Here is a 16,320-nt window from a genome sequence, read left to right as displayed (position 1 = left end):
ACACCCAGAAGATCAGCCGTGGGCGGCCCCGCGTGCCCGGATGAGGTTCTGCGCCGCTGTGTTCTGGCCGAGGCGGTTACCGAGCTCTCGGTGCAGACCGAGTGCCTGCTCGAACAGGTCCGCGGCTTTCGGGTAGTCGCCGACGACGAGGTGCACAGCCCCGATGTAGTCGATGGTTCCAGCCTCTTTGCCGCGGTGGCCGAGGCGGCGGAAAATGGCCAGCGCTTGCCTGAACAGGTCCGTGGCCGCATCGAATTCGCCGGCTGCGAAGTGGGTGGCACCGAGGTAGTTGAGAGCATCGGCTACGCCCATGTCGCTGCCGAAGCTGCGGTACAGAAGAAGTGCTCGCTCGAATAAATCCTTGGCTGTTTCGTTCTCACCGACGGCGAAGTGGGTAGCCCCGAGGCCGTTGTGCGCGTTGGCTTCGCCGAGTTCGTTGCCGAGGCGGCGGTAGAGGTCGAGGGCTTGCTGGAAAGCTTCTCGAGCTCGCTCATATTCACTCGCGGCGAAGTACGCTTCGCCCAGGCAGGCCGAAGCAGTCGCCACTCCCAGCTGATGTCCGAGGTCACGGTAATAGTCGAGAGCTTGCCTGTGCAGGTCGATGGCTTGCTCGGTGTCGCCGGTGACAAGAGCGGCGAAACCGAGGTGATTCGAGATCTCGGCCTGGCCGCGCCGGTCGTCGAGAGAGCCGGCGGTCTCGGCGCCGCGGCGAAGCAGGCGCACCGCCAGCTCCAACGGCCCATCCGACCACAGCAGGCCCACGACGGCAGTGGTCAGCGCGACCAGGCGCTCCGGAACCTGATTTGCGACGTAATCCAGACAGTCGAGCAGGTTGTTCCGCTCGGCGCGCAGCCACGTCAGTCCGTGCCATTGATCGTCGAATTCCTGCGCGAGGGCCTGCACTTGCCCATCGCCCCCGCGAGTCGACACCATCGACCAGTGGTTCGCGTTGTCACTGCTGCGCTGGTAGTAGCCCAGCAACTCGCCCACCGCCTCGGTGCCGTCGGTGCCGGTGAGCCCCCGGGAATAGTCGCGGAGCAGATCATGCATCCGGTATCGGCCGCGAGAGACTTCCTCGAGCAAGTGGCTGCGGTGCAGAACCAGTAGTTCTCGTCGCGAGGTCACGACGTCGGTGCCGGTCAGAGCCGCGGCCGCATACGCGTCGATCTCGCGGCCGGGGTGCGAACCCAGGCAGCCGAACAGTCGCTGCTGCGTAACCGTCAGTGCCTGAAAGGACAGATCGAAGGCGGCGCGCACGGACGGAGCGTCTTCATCGAGAGCGGCTATGCGATCAACCGCCGATTCGATCTCGGTGGCGCGCTCGGCGATATCAGCCGCCGTCCATCGTCGGTGATGGGCGACCTGCCCTGCGATCATGGCAATCGCCAACGGCAAATAGCCACACGCCTCGGCGATACGGGCGCCGGCCCGCTGTTCCGCCCGATCCGTCGAGTCGCGGCCGGCGACGGCGAGAAACAAGGTCACCGCCGAATCGCCGGCCAGGGCCCCCAGGGCGAGCAGCCGCATATCGGCAACGGTCAATCGGTGACGGCTGGTGACGATGGTGAGGCAGTCGGCCCCGCTCGGCAGCAGCGGCTCGATCTGTTCGTGGCCCACCGCATCGTCGAGTACGAGCAGTACCCTTTTCGTGCTCAGCAGAGCGCGCCAACGATCACGGCGCCGGGCGAAGGTATCGGGAAGATGCGCCGGGTCCATTCCGCTCGCGAGCAGGAGATCGCCCAGCACCTCGGCGGGGTCGGCGGGCTGCCGGCTCGGCGAGTAGGCATGGAGACGAACGAAGTACCGGCCGTCCGGGAACCGTGGGGCGAGCTCGTGGGCGGCGCGTACGGCCAGGGTGGTCTTTCCGGCTCCGGCCATGCCGGCGATCGCGTGGATCGAGACGATCCGGCTCGGATCCGGGGCATCGAGTAGCTGACGCAGCTCCGAATCGCGGCCCACGAAAACGCGGGGATCCGCGGGGAGGGTCGATGGGCAAGGGCCGGAAGCGGCGGTAGCGGAGTGACTTGCCTCGTCCTGGCCGTCGTCAATCGGTGTCTCCGCGGTCGACCGCCAAGCCCTGCGGGCGTGCCGCCACTGTGTTTCGACCTGCGCGAGCCACTCGGGCGCGGTGTCGAGGGCACGGGCGATCGTCTCCACCCGCTCCCACGGGATGGGGCGGGCGGCGGTCATCAGATCGGAGACGAGCTGTCGGCTCTGTAATGCCTCCTGCGCCAGAGCGGCCTGCGTATCGAGTTCGGAGGAACGCAGTTTCGCGCGGAACAGCTCACCCAGAATTCGCGCGGGGCGTGGCCGCGCGGTATCCCGAGCAGAGTCTGTCCCGCCCATGTCCCGCAATCCTCCCGATATCGTCCCGAACAGCGCCGGACCTCCGATCCTGCCCGACCGTAATCGGCATGACCACAACCGAACTGCTCGCCCTGCTGCTGGCACTGTCGCTCACGGTGAACCTCGGCTTCACCGTGGCCTGGATCGCGAAAGCGGCTGGGCAGAGCACCGGCAAGGCCGTCCTGATCGCCCTGGGGCTCGCGCTGCCTACCCTGGGCCTGTACTTCACCGCGCTCAGCGCCTACGCATGACAGTGCCGAGGAGCTTGCTCCGTCGCCGGCAGTGCCCCGCGGGATCAGTCCGCTCGCTTCGCGGCGGTGATGAGGGTGCGCAGGGTGGCGGTGACCGTGGCGGTGTCGAAGCCGCCGACCAGGGCGTGGTGCAGGGCGAAGCCGTCGAGGTAGTCGACGAGTGGGCGGACCGCGGATTCCGGGATGGCGGGGTCGCCGGTGGCGGCGCGGAGGTGTCCGGTGAGCCAGGTGGTGAGGCGGAAGTGTCCGGCGCGCAGGGCTTCTCGGACCTCGGGGAGGTCGCGGGCCTCCAGCATGAGGGCGTAGCGGGCGAGGGTGGCCGGTTCGTCGGCGGTGACGGCGTGGTGCAGCACGGCGCCGAGCACCTCCACCAGTTCGGCGGGGTCGCGCGGGGTGGGGGCGCGGTCCCAGGCGGCGTGGTCGCGCTCCTCGAGGCGGCCGGTGATGCCGATGAGCAGGGCGGCGCGGGTGCGGAAGTAGTTGGAGGTGGAGCCGGGGGGTAGGTCGGCGGCTTCGTCGACGGCGCGGTGGGTGAGGGCGCGCGGGCCGCGTTCACCGAGGAGGCGGAGGGCGGTGTCGAGGACGAGGGTGCGTTTGCCGGTCACGCCGGAATACTACAGGGGTAGTGCTCAACACTATCTTTGTAGTAGATTCCACTACATCAGTAGTGAGAAGGAGTGGGTCGGATGGACGAGGTACTGATCGCCGGGGGCGGAATCGGCGGGCTGGCGACGGCGCTGGCGGTGCTGCGGGCCGGGAAGCGGCCGGTGGTGCTGGAGCGGGTGGCGGAGCAGGCCGCGGTGGGTTCGGGACTTTCGCTGTGGCCGAATGCGATTCGTGCGCTCGATGTGCTCGGCGTCGGGGCGGAGGTGCGGGCGCGGGCGGTCGCCGATGCGTCCGGTGGGATCCGGGATGCCGCCGGGCGGCCGCTGCTGCGGGTGGATGCGGCGGCGTTGCGGGAGCGGTTCGGGGAGCCGATCGTGGTGCATCGGGCGGAGTTGATGGCGATTCTGCGGGATGCGCTGCCCGACGGGGTGTTGCGGAGCGGGGTCGGGGTGACGGCGGCGGAGGAGTCCGGGCGGGTGGTCACGACGGTGGGGGAGCGCCACGCCGAACTCGTCGTCGGGGCAGACGGTATTCGCAGCGTCGTGCGCCGGGCGGTGGCGGGTGAGGTCGAGCCGCGCTACGCGGGATACACCGCCTGGCGCACGGTGGTGACGCCGTCCGAGCCGGTCACCGAGTTCGGCGAGACGTGGGGGCGCGGGCAGCGCTTCGGCTTCGCCCCGCTGGCCGACGGCCGCGTCTACTGCTTCGCCACCGCGAACGCGCCCGCGGCTGCGAGTGGATCCGGCGTCGGCAACGGGGTCGCCGGTGTGCGCGGCGGTGCGGAAGGCCACGATGACGTAGCCGCGTCGTTCGTTCGAATGAACGACGAACTCGCCGAACTCCGGGAACGCTTCGCCCACTGGCACGCCCCCATTCCAGCCCTCCTGGAAGCCGCCGACCCGGCCGCGGTCCTCCGCCACGACATCTACGACCTCCCCGCCCTCCCGCGCTTCACCGCGGGCCGGATCGCCCTGGTCGGCGACGCCGCCCACGCCATGACCCCCGATCTCGGCCAGGGCGCCTGCCAGGCCCTGGAGGACGCCGCCACCCTCGGCGCCGTCCTCGCCACCGACGCCGACCTGCGCCGCTACGACGCCCTGCGCCGCCCGCGCACCCAGCGCATCGCCGCCAGGGCGCGCAGCATGGGCCGGGCCGGACAGCTCTCGGCGCGCCCGCTGGTCGCCCTGCGCGACGCGGTCATGCGCCGCACCCCGGCGAGCGCGCAGCTCGCCGCCATGGCCTCCCTGCTGGACTGGGCACCCGAGGAATTCGCTCCGACAGCGTGATGCGGGAGAGCCATAACGACCACCACCCTCGGGTACACCGGGCTCTCCCGCCGCACCCGGGCCCGGATCACCCTGGTGAACTCCTCGGAGCGGTTCACCGGGCGCCTGCACCAGCTCACTGAAGCCGCGCCTCACTCCGCGTACCGGCGAGCCATCGCCACCGCCGTCTCGGCCATGACCGCGCGCAACTCGGCGGGCTCCAGCACCTCCGCGTGCGCCCCCAGCGGCAGCAACCCGTGCGCCATCACCTCGTACGACTCCGCCGCCACCGTCACCCGCACCCACCCCTCGGCATCCGGCTCGCCCGCCGAGGCCACGGCGTCGGCCACGGCCGCGGGCTCGAACCCGAGCCGCAGCAGCGACAACCGCCCGGCATCGATCCGGCAGCGCGCCGTCACCCGCAGCATGGCCCTGGCGAACTCGTCCGCCGCCCGCTCCCAGTGCGCGGCGAGATCGAAATCGCCGGGCCGGGTGAAGGTCTCACCGGTATCGTGAGCCTCGGCGATCCGCCCGACCCGATACGACCGCACCGACCCACCGGCCAGCGCCACCAGGTACCAGGTGCCCGCCTTGAGCACCAGCCCCAGCGGCCCGACCCGCCGCCGCACCACCGCGTCCCCGCGCTCGTACCCGATCTCCAGCAGCCGATCCGCCCACAGCGCCTCGGTGACGACAGCCAGCGCCGGGGTCCGATCCGGCCGGTGGAACCAGCCCGCGGCGTCCACATGCACCCGCTCGGCGATCCGGGTGGCCCGCCCGCGCAGCTCCGGCGGCAGCGCGGCGAGCACCTTGAGCTGCGCGGTCGCCAGTACGGTCCCGAGCCCGAGGTCGGCGGCGGCGCCGGGCTGCCCGGCCAGTAGCACCGCGTCGGCCTCGTCGGGGTTCAGCCCGGTGATCCGGGTGCGGTAGCCGTCCAGCAAGCGGATGCCGCCGGCGCGCCCCGGCTCGGTGTAGACCGGGACGCCGGCGGCGGAGAGCGCGTCCACGTCCCGGTACACCGTGCGCACCGAGACCTCCAGCTCCGCGGCGAGCTGGGACGCCGTGCACCGGCCCCTGGTCTGCAGGAGCAGCAGCAGGCGGAGGAGTCGGCTCGCGCGCATCGACCGACACTATCCGGACAACCCTGACAGCGGGTGTCAACAAGCGGTCGTACCGTCGGCCCCATGACCACCTGGAACGAGTTCCTGACCGACGCGCCGCGCGTCGCCGGCGTCTTCAACCGCAGGCACCGCGCGACCGGCCACCTCTGCCTGCTCGGCACCCTGCGCGCCGACGGCTCGCCCCGGATCAGCCCGATCGAGCCGCGCGTCTTCGAGGGGTTGCTGGTGCTGGCGGGCATGCCGAAGACCCGCAAATTCGCCGACCTGGCCCGCGACCCGCGCTTCTGCCTGCACACCGCCACCGCCGACCCCATGGTCGGCGACGGCGACGCCAAGCTCTTCGGCACCGTCACCGACCTGAAGGACAAGGACCTGCACACCCGCTTCCTGCAGCACCTCTTCGAGGAGAGCGGCTTCGACGCGCGCGGCGAGGAGTTCGACCACTTCTTCGTCGCCGACCGGCTGACCGGGGGCTCCACCGTCGAACTCGTCGAGGGCCGGCTGGAGATCACGGTGTGGACGCCGGGAAAGGGGGAGCGGGTCGAGGTGAAGAACTGAGCGGCCGTACCACTCCTGGGTACCCTGGGAGAAAGCCCCGCCGTGAATGAGCTTGCACAGTCGTGCATAATCATCACATGGTTGATTCCTCGAACGGGGCCCTGCGGGTCGCGGTGGCCGGAGCGAGCGGGTACGCGGGCGGTGAGGTCCTGCGTCTACTGCTGGAGCACCCCGAGTACCGACGCGGGCGCCTCGAGATCGGGGCGCTGACCGCGGGTTCGAACGCAGGCACGCCGCTCGGCACGCTGCAGCCGCACCTGCTCCCGCTGGCCGACCGGGTGCTCGCCGCCACCACCGTGGACGAGCTGACCGGGCACGACGTGGTCTTCCTCGGGCTGCCGCACGGCCAGTCCGCCGCGCTGGCGAACACCCTGCCCGAGTCCACCGTGATCATCGACTGCGGCGCCGACTTCCGGCTGCACGACGCCGCCGCCTGGCAGCGCTGGTACGGCGGCGAGCACGCGGGCACCTGGCCCTACGGCCTGCCCGAGCTCGGTTACAACCGGGAGCAGTTGCGCGGCGCCCGCCGGATCGCGGTCCCCGGCTGCTACCCGACCGTCACCAGCCTCGCGCTCGCCCCCGCCTTCGCCGCCGGGCTCGCCGAGCCCACGGTGAACGTGGTCGCGGTGAGCGGAACCTCCGGCGCCGGACGGAAACTCGACATCGGGCTGCTCGGCTCGGAGGTCATGGGCTCGGCCCGCGCCTACGGCATCGCGGGCGCGCACCGGCACACCCCCGAGATCGCGCAGAACCTGAGCGCCGCGGCGGGCGCCCCGGTCGCGGTCTCCTTCACCCCGGTGCTGGCGCCCATGCCGCGCGGCATCCTGGCGACCTGCACCGCCCCCACCAGCGCCGATCTCGCCCAGGTGCGCGCCGCCTACGAGAAGGCGTACGCCGCCGAACCCTTCGTGCACCTGCTGCCCGAGGGCGCGCTGCCCTCGACCGGCGCCGTGCTCGGCTCCAACGCCGTCACCCTGCAGGTCGCGGTGGACGCCGACGCGGGCCTGCTGGTGGTGATCGGCGCGATCGACAACCTGACCAAGGGCACCGCGGGCGCCGCGGTGCAATCCATGAACCTCGCCGTCGGTTTCGACGAGACCGCCGGGCTTCCCACCGTAGGAGTGGCGCCGTGACGACGACCGAAGCAGGCAGGCTGGTCCGCACCCAGGGGGTGACCGCGCCGCTCGGCTTCCGCGCCGCCGGAATCGCGGCCGGGATCAAGGCCAGCGGCAAGGCCGATCTGGCGCTGGTCTTCAACGAGGGCCCGGAGTACGCCGCCGCCGGGGTCTTCACCAGGAACAAGGTGAAGGCGGCGCCGGTGCTGTGGTCGCAGCAGGTGCTCACCGCCGGCCGGCTGCGCGCGGTGATCCTGAACTCCGGCGGTGCCAATGCCTGCACCGGCCCCGGCGGGTTCCAGGACACCCACCGCACCGCCGAGGCGCTGGCCGCCGCGCTGAGCAGCTGGGGCACCGAAACCGGCGCCGGCGAGATCGCGGTCTGCTCCACCGGGCTGATCGGCGACCGGCTGCCCATGGACAAGATCGTCCCGGCCATCACCGAGATCGTGCACGAGATGGGCGGCGGGCTCTCCGGCGGCACCGATGCCGCGCACGCCATCATGACCACCGACACCGTGCCGAAAGAAGCTGCCTACCACCACCGTTCGAAGTGGAACGTGGGCGGCATGGCCAAGGGCGCGGGCATGCTCGCCCCCTCGCTCGCCACCATGCTGGTGGTGCTCACCACCGACGCCTCGGTCACCGCCGAGCAGCTGGACGCCGCGCTGCGCAAGGCCACCGCGCGCACCTTCGACCGCCTCGACGTGGACGGCTCCTGCTCCACCAACGACACCGTGCTGCTGCTCGCCAACGGCGCCAGCGAGGTCACGCCGTCGCAGCAGGAGCTGGACGACGCCGTGCTCGCCGTCTGCGACGACCTCGCCGCCCAGCTCATGGCCGACGCCGAGGGCGTCACCAAACGGGTGCTGGTCACCGTGACCGGCGCCCTCGACGAGGACGAGGCGCTCATCGCCGCCCGCACCATCGCCAGGGACAGCCTGGTCAAGACCGCGCTCTTCGGCTCCGACCCGAACTGGGGCCGGGTACTCGCCGCCGTCGGCATGGCCCCGGCGACGCTGGAGGCCGACCGGATCACCGTGTCCTTCAACGGAAGCCCGGTCTGCGTGGACGGCGCCGGCGCGCCCGGCGCCCGCGACGTCGACCTCTCCGGCGCCGATATCGAGGTCGTGGTGGACCTGAAGATCGGCGACGGCACCGCCACCATCCGCACCACCGACCTCTCGCACGGCTACGTCGAAGAGAACTCGGCCTACAGCTCATGACCGGGCTCGCGCACGACCTCAGCGCGCTGGACAAGGCGCACGTGCTGGCCGGGGCGCTGCCCTGGCTGCAGAAGTTCCGGGACAAGGTCGTCGTGGTCAAGTACGGCGGCAATGCCATGGTCGACGACGAGCTGAAACGCGCCTTCGCCGCCGACATGGCCTTCCTGCGCACCGTCGGCGTGCACCCCGTCGTGGTGCACGGCGGCGGCCCGCAGATCACCGCCATGCTCGGCAAGCTCGGCCTGCAGGGCGAGTTCCGCGGCGGCTTCCGGGTGACCACGCCCGAGGTCATGGACGTGGTGCGGATGGTGCTCTTCGGGCAGGTCGGCCGGGAGCTGGTCGGGCTGATCAACGCGCACGGCCCGTACGCCGTGGGGATCTCCGGCGAGGACGCCGGGCTCTTCACCGCCACCCGCCGCACGGTGCTGGTGGACGGCGAGGCCACCGATATCGGCCTGGTCGGCGATGTCACCGAGGTCAACCCGGACGCCGTGCTCGACCTCATCGACGCAGGCCGCATCCCGGTGGTCTCCACCATCGCCCCCGACATCGACGGCGTGGTGCACAACATCAATGCCGACACCGCCGCCGCCGCGCTCGCCGAGGGCATCGGCGCCGAGAAACTGGTGGTCCTCACCGACGTCGAGGGGCTCTACACCGACTGGCCGGACCGCTCTTCGCTCACCACCGAGATCGGCGCCGCCGCGCTCGCCGCGCTGCTGCCCAGGCTGGACGCGGGCATGGTCCCGAAGATGGAGGCCTGCCTGCGCGCGGTGCGGGGCGGCGTCCCGACCGCGCACGTGATCGACGGCCGGGTCCCGCACTCGGTGCTGCTGGAGCTGTTCACCGGAGAAGGAATCGGCACCATGGTGACCCCCGAGGAGACGATATGAGCTCGGCCGACCTGCAGGGCCGGTGGAACACCGCCCTGATGAACAACTACGGCACCCCCAAGATCGCGCTGGTCCGCGGCGCGGGCGCGGTGGTCTACGACGCCGACGGCAAGCGCTACCTCGACTTCCTCGGCGGCATCGCGGTCAACAGCCTCGGCCACGCGCACCCCGCCATCCTGGCGGCGGTGACCCAGCAGCTCGGGACGCTCGGGCACGTCTCCAACCTGTACGTCAGCGAGCCGGTGATCGAGCTCGCCGAGCGGCTGCTCGCCCAGTTCGGCGAGGGCCGGGCCTTCTTCTGCAACTCCGGCGCCGAGGCCAACGAGGCGGCTTTCAAGATCGCCAGGCTGACCGGGCGGCCGAATATCGTCGCCTGCGAGGAGGCGTTCCACGGCCGGACCATGGGCGCGCTGGCGCTCACCGGCCAGCCCGCCAAGCGCGAGCCGTTCGCGCCCATGCCGCCCGGCGTGCGGCACATTCCGTACGGCGACGCCGTCGCGCTGGACGCCGCGGTGGACGAGAACACCGCCGCTGTCGTTCTGGAGCCGATCCTCGGTGAGAGCGGCGTCATCGTCCCGCCCATCGACTACCTCGCCAAGGCCCGCGAGATCACCTCCCGGCGCGGCGCGCTGCTCATCCTGGACGAGGTCCAGACCGGCATCGGCCGCACCGGCGCCTTCTACGCGCATCACACCGCCGGCATCGTGCCGGATGTCGTCACCCTGGCCAAGGGCCTCGGCGGCGGCCTCCCCATCGGCGCCGTGCTGGCGCGCGGCGCCGCGGCGGAGCTGCTCCAGCCCGGCGCGCACGGCACCACCTTCGGCGGCAACCCCGTCTGCGCGGCCGCCGCACTGGCCGTGCTGCGCACCATCGACGAGGAGGGGCTGCTCGCCCACGTCGAGTCGGTCGGCAAGCGGCTCGGCGACGGCATCGCCCTGCTCGAACACCCCGAGGTCGACCACGTGCGCGGCGCCGGGCTGCTCCTCGGCATCGGGTTGAAGCGCGGGATCTCCGGCTTCGTCGAGGCGCGCGCGCGCGAGGCCGGCTACCTGATCAACGCCCCCAAGCCGGACACCATCCGGCTCGCCCCGCCGCTCGTCCTCACCGAAACCCAGGCGGAGAGCTTCGTCGCGGACCTGCCCGCGATCCTCGATGCCGCCGCCGCCGACGCCAAGGAGGAAGCGTGATGTCGGAATCGATCGAGGGCGGATCGGTGACGCCGATCGGCGCCGCCGCCTCGGCCGCGCATCCCGGGACCGGCCCGGCTGCGCAGGGAGGTGCCGCGCCCGCGCCCACCCCGGCAGCCCGGGCGGGGGCCGAAGCCGCGCCTGCCCCGCGCCACTTCCTCCGCGACGACGACGTGACCCCGCCCGAGCAGGCCGAGATCCTCGCCCTCGCAGCGGAACTGAAGGCGTTCCCTTTCTCCCGCAGGCCCCTCGAGGGCCCGCGCGGCGTCGGCGTGATCTTCGAGAAGAACTCCACCCGCACCAGGTTCTCCTTCGAGGTCGGCATCGCCCAGCTCGGCGGCCACGCGGTGGTCGTCGACGGCCGCGACACCCAGCTCGGCCGCGAGGAGACCCTCGCCGACACCGGCCGCGTCCTCTCCCGCTACGTCGACGCCGTCGTCTGGCGCACCTTCGCCCAGGCCCGGCTGGAGCAGATGGCCGCCGCCGCGACGGTCCCGATCGTCAACGCCCTCTCCGACGAGTTCCACCCCTGCCAGGTCCTCGCCGACCTGCTCACCCTCCGCGAACGGCTCGGCTCGCTGTCCGGCCGCACCCTGGCCTACTTCGGCGACGGCGCGAACAATATGGCGCACTCCCTCCTGCTCGGCGGGGTGACCGCCGGCCTGAACGTGGTGATCGCCGCCCCCACCGGCTTCGTCCCCGACCCTGCGGTGGTCGCCGCCGCCACCAAGCGTGCCGCCGAGACCGGCGCGAGTGTGACCGTCACCGACGACCCCATCGCCGCCGCCACCGGCGCCGACGTCCTGGTCACCGACACCTGGACCAGCATGGGCCAGGAGAACGACGGCCTCGACCGCGTCGGCCCCTTCCGTCCCTTCCAGATCAACGCTGCCCTGCTCGCTCTGGCTGCCCCGGAGGTCGTTGTCCTGCACTGCCTCCCCGCCCACCGCGGCGAGGAGATCACCGACGAGGTCCTGGACGGCCCGCACAGCGCCGTCTGGGACGAGGCCGAGAACCGCCTGCACGCCCAGAAGGCGCTCCTCGTCTGGCTGCTGGAGAAACAGGCCCGGCAGTGAGCGTTCCGCGAAGTCAGTCCGGCCGGGGCCCCGCCATCGCGCGGACCCGGGCCGGACGGCAATCCCGCATCATCGAACTCCTCGCCAGCAATCCCGTTCGCAGCCAGGGGGAATTGGCCGCTCTGCTCGCGGCCGAGGGAATCGAGACCACTCAGGCCACGCTCTCCCGTGATCTCGATGAGCTCGGGGCGGTGAAGTTGCGCGCCGCCGATGGGGGAGCGGGGGTGTACGTCGTTCCCGAGGACGGGAGCCCCGTTCGCGGGGTCACCGGTGGTACCGATCGCCTCTCCAAGCTGCTCGGCGACCTGCTCGTCTCCACCGATGCCAGTGGGAACATGGCCGTTCTGCGGACTCCGCCGGGGGCGGCGCACTACCTCGCGAGCGCGCTCGACCGTGCGGCGCTGCCGTGGATTGTCGGGACGATCGCCGGGGACGACACGATCGCGGTGATCGCTCGGGAGCCGCTGACCGGGGCCGAGCTGGCGGCGAAGATCGAAGAGCTTGCCTGATCGCGACCAGATGAGCTGCTCGCAACGCGCAGGTACGATCTGACAGCGACAGAACAAGGGGGGTACATGAGCAATCTGGTACTGGATCCGGGCCGAGCCCGGGAATTGGCCGATATCGTAGGCAGAATCAGCGACAGTATACGTGAGCTGAATCCACTAGCTGACGGAATCGAGGCGGAGCCGACCCTGCAGTCGGCCGAAATTGGTGAAGTCGTCGATACGACCGCGACCGCTTTGGAAAAGGTGATCACATATCACGCGGATCGCTTGCTCGAATTTTCCGACCTCACCAACCGTGCAGTCGACAATTTCCTGCAGCAGGAGGCCGCCGGCGCGGCCGGGATCGACGGGACAGTGCCGCGGTGAGTGGGGGAGGATACGTTGAGGCGATCACTGTGCCGACGGTCTTGGGCTGGGACCCACGCCCTGCCCTTCGCGTGGCCGACAAACTCGAGGAGAAGGCGCAGGAACTCGATGCGCTGACGCACAGTGCCGCTGTGGCCATCGACAACTCGTACGATTTCTGGACGGGCGCCGCCGGCGACGCGGCACGCATCCGCGCTGCCCAGGATCGGGACAACGCGCGCCGATCGAAGGAAGTGATGGTCGGCGTCCAACAGGAGATCTACAAGCAGATCGCCTCCCTGGTCGGTTACATCGATGTCATCAGAGAGAAGAAGGCCGAGGCGGAGGAGTCCGGATACGACCTCTTCGTCCGTGACGACGGCGGTGTGGATTCCCGCATGTCCAACCTCGAGGTTCTGGTTTCCTTCGGCCCCGCCGGTCTGACGGAGAAGGAGGGGTACGAACAATTCCTGACCTTGACGATCAGATCGGCTCTGCGGCGAATCCAAGCGACGAACGAGGAGGGGTCCGAAGCCATTCGGCGGTGGCTGGAAGAACTGGCCGACGATGTCCAGCGAGGAGCAACCGCTCAGCCGGTCGACCCAGAACTCGCCCGAATCCTCGCCGAGTATCAGGTCTCGCCGTCCGGCGACGGAGCGCAACTGTGGCCCTCCGGAACGCTGCTCGACAGCATTCGGACACTCGATCCGTCGTTCCAGCCGACCCTGATGACTCCCGAGGAGGCGTCCCTGCTGGGGCTGATGGCAGCGCAACCGGACGGCGCCAAGGAAATCTACGATTTCTTCGACATCAGATCCCAGGCCGAAGAGGCGGCACGCTCGGCATACCCGGACCCGACCGCACAAGCAGACGGCCACGGTGACGCCTACCGCCACATGTATTGGAACGCGCTCATGACACAGCGCTACGGCGAGGAATGGACAGCCCAGTTCGCCTCGTCCCATGAAGGGGTCGGTGGTAACGCTCCCGCTCGAGAAGCCATGGACCTTTACAATAATCAGCTTGGCCGGCAGGTCGCCGCGGAAAATCCAGATGCGTCTCCGGAGGATCTCGGGAGACTCGTCCAGCAGAAGATCGACAGCGGTGAGGCGATCGTCGTCAACGGTGATCGGCAGATCGAATGGAGCAACCGGGTGGGTGTCGGAGAGACTGAATCGCCTTTCCCGGTCGACATTCCCCTCCCGGGAGCGAACTGAGATGCGGAAGCTTGTCTCGACAGGGATCGCTGTGACCGCAGCAGTGCTGTCGGTGGCCTGTGGAAGCAGCGATACCGCGACCGTGTGCAGCGGGAGCTTCGCTGTGGATTCGCCCGCGGAACCACTGGGTTCTTCGGCGGCTCTGGAACGGGCTGTTCGGGAACTCTCGTCCACGAGCGGACCACTGTCGATGGCCGAAGTGACCGCCGCCGCCGATTGGAACGCAGGCTGGGATCGGATGATCGCTGTCTACGGCGGTTCCGATCCGGAACGAATCAATCGAGCTGCCGGGCTGCCCGGTTATTGCTGGCCAGGGCTCCCCGGGTTCGATCGGACCGAGCGACGACTTCCGGTCTTCTACGTCTTCATCGCGGGGAACACGGCAGTGCAATCGGTGCGGAGTCACCGGTACGACCAGCTGTTCGACCTGGACTCGGATACACGGATCCTGCGGCCCGAGTCGATGCTCGAGCCTGTGCCACCGAAGCCGTCGATTCCTGGATCGTTACGAGTAGTGCCTTGATCCTGCGGTCTGTCGGCACGGTCCAGCCGCAGGTGGTAGTCCTGCGGACATCCGCCACGGCTGGATGCCGAGCGCATGGAGCCGGGTGGCGATGCCGATGCCGGGCCAGTCCAAGTCGCGGTGGTAGCGGATCCGGACACGCTGGGCGAGCGCGAAGCCTGCGGCGGCCGGACTACCCGCTGAAGCAGACGAGCGGCGCCAGAACTCCGCGCTTTACCGCGAGCTGGAGCACCTGCGGGTTCTCGCAGGCGGCAACGGTGACGCCGGAAACGACACGACCGCGGTGATCGCGGAGGAAATCGACAGCGCCGTGCGCGACGGGATCGCTGATTCCGGTTCCGACGCCGGATGATCGTCGTCGGTGACACCTCGGGTCTGGTCGCCGCCTTCAGCCTCGCCGATGCGGAGCATTCCAACGCCTGCGTGGCGCTACAGCAAGCCGCGCTGACGGTCGTCTCGCCGCTCGTGATGCTCGAGATCGAATACATCACCACCCGCTGTATCAACCGCCGGTCCACCGATGCCGTCGATGACTGGCTCCTGGCGCAAGGGCGTGCCGGACGGCTGGAAATGCCTGCTGCCCGACGATCTCTGACCGCTGTGGAGCCGGTTCGTCGCGGGCGCCCGCGGTCCGGTTCGAGCACGATGGATCGGGCGGCGCGAAATCACGGATCATCGAAGGTCGGCGAGCAGTACATCCAGTAGGGACTCCTCGTGTACAGCGAGCCCGGTGCGGTGCATGGTCGGTGCGAGTTCGGGATCCCATGGAATCGGTACCTGCTCAGGGAGTCTACGACGACAAGGCCGTCCTGATCTGGGTCGACGACCACGGCGTCAGGCACGTGAGCGAGTACCGGGCGAACACGGACCCGACGGCGCGGTACATCGACAACCCCCATGAGACCCGAGACGTGAACGGCGATGGAAAGCCGGAACTGGGCCGCCTTCCCGCCGGAACCTCCGAGTACGGACACAACTGGTTCAAGAACAAGCACGAAACGGTGGGAGACGGCAACGTTTTCACGATGCCGGAAAGCGCCCGAGTCGCGGCGGAATACGACACGAACCACGACGGATTATTCAATGACAATGCCACCGGCCCGGGCGGGGAATCCATGTTCTGGCATTGCGGGCGCGAGGGCGACGTCGCCAGCGCAGGATGCCAGACAATGCCTTCCGACGATTGGAGCAGGTTCACCTCCGATATGGGTGTGTCCCTGACCGACAAGTACACGGGTGAACAGGTTCCGCTGCGCTATACGTTGGTGAACGAGAATCCGGCCAATGGGAACACGGAGTACGGACATGTCGAAGAGGGAGTCGCCTGAGCAGGCCAGGCCGTCGGCGCCGGCGGCCTGGAAGGTGCCGATGGTGGTGGTAGCCGCTGCGACCGCACTGTGCTGCGCCCTGAAGTTGTGGGCGGATGTGACGACTTTCGCCGACGGGGAATTCTGGCTGTCCCTCGGCCTTCTCGTCGCCGTCCCGGTGGCGGTGTGGCTGGTGCTGATCGCCGTCGGCTGCGTGCGGTACGCGAACTGGTGGCGTCTGGGACTCCTGGTTCCGCTGTTCCTGGTGGCGACCGTGGCCCTGGCCGGATTCGCGGTTCCCGGCCGGATCGGCTGGCAGCTGGCCCGAAGCGAAATGGATCAAGCCGCTGCGGAGTGCGGCACGCTGCAGGGCGGGCTGTCGGATAGCTCGTACAAAAGTGCGACAATCGGTGTCTACGACTTCCACCATATCGAGAGCGGGCCCGGCGGAGAATGCGAATTCTATCTGTCGAAGCATTACCCCGGAGTGCGTAGCGGGTTCCTCTATCTACCGGCTGGTGCAGCCCCCGTCAGCGACATCGATCACGAGTACGTCCGCCTCGGGGATTCTTGGTACTACTTCAAGGCATGATCTCCGCGCCATCCGGTCGATCAACGAGTCGGTGGGCGCGACCGCTCGGCCCGGTGGCGGCGCCCTGTGCCCTATGCTGGCCCCGAACCTAAACGCTGTCCCGTAAGTCTTGGAAGGCTGTGAAGAGCAGCGGCGGATCGGAGTGTCAGGCTGCGTGAGCGAGGTTCGCGAGCCGGGCTACTC

Annotated in this window: 18 protein-coding genes and 1 pseudogene; 15 read left to right on the top strand and 4 right to left on the bottom strand. The window is 69.7% G+C overall.

All coding sequences use genetic code 11. The annotated features are described in order from the left end of the window. Window positions 1-12 precede the first annotated feature (12 nt). Window positions 13-2,346, bottom strand: a complete 2,334-nt coding sequence (locus tag AB0H71_RS30880; RefSeq protein ID WP_357027991.1) for a tetratricopeptide repeat protein — start codon at window positions 2,344-2,346, stop codon at window positions 13-15. Window positions 2,347-2,414: 68 nt separating this feature from the next. On the opposite strand from AB0H71_RS30880, the gene AB0H71_RS30875 reads away from it, so the two are divergent. Then, on the top strand, window positions 2,415-2,597 hold the full coding sequence (locus tag AB0H71_RS30875) for a hypothetical protein (protein ID WP_357027988.1): 183 nt from the start codon (window positions 2,415-2,417) through the stop codon (window positions 2,595-2,597). Between the two features lie 44 nt (window positions 2,598-2,641). Here AB0H71_RS30875 and AB0H71_RS30870 read toward each other — a convergent pair whose 3' ends face one another. Beyond that, on the bottom strand, window positions 2,642-3,202 hold the full coding sequence (locus tag AB0H71_RS30870) for a TetR family transcriptional regulator (RefSeq protein WP_357027985.1): 561 nt from the start codon (window positions 3,200-3,202) through the stop codon (window positions 2,642-2,644). Between the two features lie 81 nt (window positions 3,203-3,283). Between AB0H71_RS30870 and AB0H71_RS30865 the strand changes: the two genes are divergently transcribed. Then, on the top strand, window positions 3,284-4,489 hold the full coding sequence (locus AB0H71_RS30865) for an FAD-dependent monooxygenase (RefSeq protein WP_357027982.1): 1,206 nt from the start codon (window positions 3,284-3,286) through the stop codon (window positions 4,487-4,489). A gap of 131 nt (window positions 4,490-4,620) precedes the next feature. Here AB0H71_RS30865 and AB0H71_RS30860 read toward each other — a convergent pair whose 3' ends face one another. Continuing rightward, window positions 4,621-5,589 (bottom strand): YafY family protein, encoded by a 969-nt coding sequence (locus AB0H71_RS30860; protein WP_357027979.1) that lies wholly within the window; start codon window positions 5,587-5,589, stop codon window positions 4,621-4,623. A gap of 63 nt (window positions 5,590-5,652) precedes the next feature. Between AB0H71_RS30860 and AB0H71_RS30855 the strand changes: the two genes are divergently transcribed. The 10 genes from AB0H71_RS30855 (at window position 5,653) to AB0H71_RS30810 (ending at window position 14,238) form a co-directional block, all read left to right on the top strand. Continuing rightward, window positions 5,653-6,147, top strand: a complete 495-nt coding sequence (locus tag AB0H71_RS30855) for a pyridoxamine 5'-phosphate oxidase family protein (protein WP_357027976.1) — start codon at window positions 5,653-5,655, stop codon at window positions 6,145-6,147. Window positions 6,148-6,224: 77 nt separating this feature from the next. Next, window positions 6,225-7,280, top strand: a complete 1,056-nt coding sequence (gene argC / locus AB0H71_RS30850) for an N-acetyl-gamma-glutamyl-phosphate reductase (RefSeq protein WP_357027973.1) — start codon at window positions 6,225-6,227, stop codon at window positions 7,278-7,280. Continuing rightward, window positions 7,277-8,488, top strand: a complete 1,212-nt coding sequence (gene argJ, locus AB0H71_RS30845; protein WP_357027970.1) for a bifunctional glutamate N-acetyltransferase/amino-acid acetyltransferase ArgJ — start codon at window positions 7,277-7,279, stop codon at window positions 8,486-8,488. The genes argC and argJ overlap by 4 nt, the downstream gene beginning before the upstream one ends. Next, window positions 8,485-9,381 carry an acetylglutamate kinase gene (gene argB / locus AB0H71_RS30840; RefSeq protein ID WP_357027967.1) on the top strand — a complete coding sequence of 299 codons (897 nt, stop codon included), beginning with the start codon at window positions 8,485-8,487 and terminating at the stop codon, window positions 9,379-9,381. The genes argJ and argB overlap by 4 nt, the downstream gene beginning before the upstream one ends. Continuing rightward, window positions 9,378-10,568 carry an acetylornithine transaminase gene (locus AB0H71_RS30835; RefSeq protein WP_357027964.1) on the top strand — a complete coding sequence of 397 codons (1,191 nt, stop codon included), beginning with the start codon at window positions 9,378-9,380 and terminating at the stop codon, window positions 10,566-10,568. Before argB ends, AB0H71_RS30835 begins: the two co-directional genes overlap by 4 nt. After that, window positions 10,568-11,644: an ornithine carbamoyltransferase gene (argF, locus tag AB0H71_RS30830; protein WP_357027961.1), complete on the top strand. Its 1,077-nt coding sequence runs from the start codon at window positions 10,568-10,570 to the stop codon at window positions 11,642-11,644. Before AB0H71_RS30835 ends, argF begins: the two co-directional genes overlap by 1 nt. Next, window positions 11,641-12,153 (top strand): arginine repressor, encoded by a 513-nt coding sequence (locus tag AB0H71_RS30825; protein ID WP_357027958.1) that lies wholly within the window; start codon window positions 11,641-11,643, stop codon window positions 12,151-12,153. The genes argF and AB0H71_RS30825 overlap by 4 nt, the downstream gene beginning before the upstream one ends. A gap of 66 nt (window positions 12,154-12,219) precedes the next feature. Next, window positions 12,220-12,519 carry a hypothetical protein gene (locus AB0H71_RS30820; protein WP_357027955.1) on the top strand — a complete coding sequence of 100 codons (300 nt, stop codon included), beginning with the start codon at window positions 12,220-12,222 and terminating at the stop codon, window positions 12,517-12,519. A gap of 71 nt (window positions 12,520-12,590) precedes the next feature. Next, window positions 12,591-13,715, top strand: a complete 1,125-nt coding sequence (locus AB0H71_RS30815; RefSeq protein ID WP_357027952.1) for a hypothetical protein — start codon at window positions 12,591-12,593, stop codon at window positions 13,713-13,715. A 190-nt stretch (window positions 13,716-13,905) separates the two neighbouring features. Continuing rightward, window positions 13,906-14,238 carry a hypothetical protein gene (locus AB0H71_RS30810; RefSeq protein ID WP_357027949.1) on the top strand — a complete coding sequence of 111 codons (333 nt, stop codon included), beginning with the start codon at window positions 13,906-13,908 and terminating at the stop codon, window positions 14,236-14,238. Here the strand turns inward: AB0H71_RS30810 and AB0H71_RS30805 are convergent. Further along, window positions 14,221-14,403: pseudogene (locus AB0H71_RS30805) on the bottom strand (DUF2399 domain-containing protein); the annotation flags it as partial. The gene AB0H71_RS30810 and the pseudogene AB0H71_RS30805 overlap by 18 nt on opposite strands. A 183-nt stretch (window positions 14,404-14,586) precedes the next feature. Between AB0H71_RS30805 and AB0H71_RS30800 the strand changes: the two are divergent. The 3 genes from AB0H71_RS30800 to AB0H71_RS30790 are packed head-to-tail and all read left to right on the top strand — an operon-like array spanning window position 14,587 to window position 16,137. After that, window positions 14,587-14,943, top strand: coding sequence for a hypothetical protein (locus AB0H71_RS30800; RefSeq protein WP_357027946.1), 357 nt, complete (start codon window positions 14,587-14,589; stop codon window positions 14,941-14,943). 59 nt (window positions 14,944-15,002) lie between these two features. Further along, window positions 15,003-15,566 carry a hypothetical protein gene (locus AB0H71_RS30795; RefSeq protein WP_357027943.1) on the top strand — a complete coding sequence of 188 codons (564 nt, stop codon included), beginning with the start codon at window positions 15,003-15,005 and terminating at the stop codon, window positions 15,564-15,566. Further along, complete coding sequence (locus AB0H71_RS30790; protein WP_357027940.1) at window positions 15,544-16,137, top strand: hypothetical protein; 594 nt, start codon at window positions 15,544-15,546, stop codon at window positions 16,135-16,137. Before AB0H71_RS30795 ends, AB0H71_RS30790 begins: the two co-directional genes overlap by 23 nt. Window positions 16,138-16,320 lie beyond the last annotated feature (183 nt).

Source organism: Nocardia sp. NPDC050697 (assembly GCF_040654395.1).
GTDB lineage: Bacteria > Actinomycetota > Actinomycetes > Mycobacteriales > Mycobacteriaceae > Nocardia.
This window is presented reverse-complemented; position numbering and strand designations above follow the sequence as displayed.

Excerpts from the sequence above, each read along its gene's own strand:
- AB0H71_RS30880 (WP_357027991.1), bottom strand. The coding sequence starts at position 2,346 with ATGGGCGGGACAGACTCTGCTCGGGATACCGCGCGGCCACGCCCCGCG.
- AB0H71_RS30875 (WP_357027988.1), top strand. The coding sequence starts at position 2,415 with ATGACCACAACCGAACTGCTCGCCCTGCTGCTGGCACTGTCGCTCACG.
- AB0H71_RS30865 (WP_357027982.1), top strand. The coding sequence starts at position 3,284 with ATGGACGAGGTACTGATCGCCGGGGGCGGAATCGGCGGGCTGGCGACG.
- AB0H71_RS30860 (WP_357027979.1), bottom strand. The coding sequence starts at position 5,589 with ATGCGCGCGAGCCGACTCCTCCGCCTGCTGCTGCTCCTGCAGACCAGG.
- AB0H71_RS30855 (WP_357027976.1), top strand. The coding sequence starts at position 5,653 with ATGACCACCTGGAACGAGTTCCTGACCGACGCGCCGCGCGTCGCCGGC.
- argC (WP_357027973.1), top strand. The coding sequence starts at position 6,225 with ATGGTTGATTCCTCGAACGGGGCCCTGCGGGTCGCGGTGGCCGGAGCG.
- argB (WP_357027967.1), top strand. The coding sequence starts at position 8,485 with ATGACCGGGCTCGCGCACGACCTCAGCGCGCTGGACAAGGCGCACGTG.
- AB0H71_RS30835 (WP_357027964.1), top strand. The coding sequence starts at position 9,378 with ATGAGCTCGGCCGACCTGCAGGGCCGGTGGAACACCGCCCTGATGAAC.
- argF (WP_357027961.1), top strand. The coding sequence starts at position 10,568 with ATGTCGGAATCGATCGAGGGCGGATCGGTGACGCCGATCGGCGCCGCC.
- AB0H71_RS30820 (WP_357027955.1), top strand. The coding sequence starts at position 12,220 with ATGAGCAATCTGGTACTGGATCCGGGCCGAGCCCGGGAATTGGCCGAT.
- AB0H71_RS30810 (WP_357027949.1), top strand. The coding sequence starts at position 13,906 with ATGGCCGAAGTGACCGCCGCCGCCGATTGGAACGCAGGCTGGGATCGG.
- AB0H71_RS30800 (WP_357027946.1), top strand. The coding sequence starts at position 14,587 with ATGATCGTCGTCGGTGACACCTCGGGTCTGGTCGCCGCCTTCAGCCTC.
- AB0H71_RS30795 (WP_357027943.1), top strand. The coding sequence starts at position 15,003 with ATGGAATCGGTACCTGCTCAGGGAGTCTACGACGACAAGGCCGTCCTG.
- AB0H71_RS30790 (WP_357027940.1), top strand. The coding sequence starts at position 15,544 with ATGTCGAAGAGGGAGTCGCCTGAGCAGGCCAGGCCGTCGGCGCCGGCG.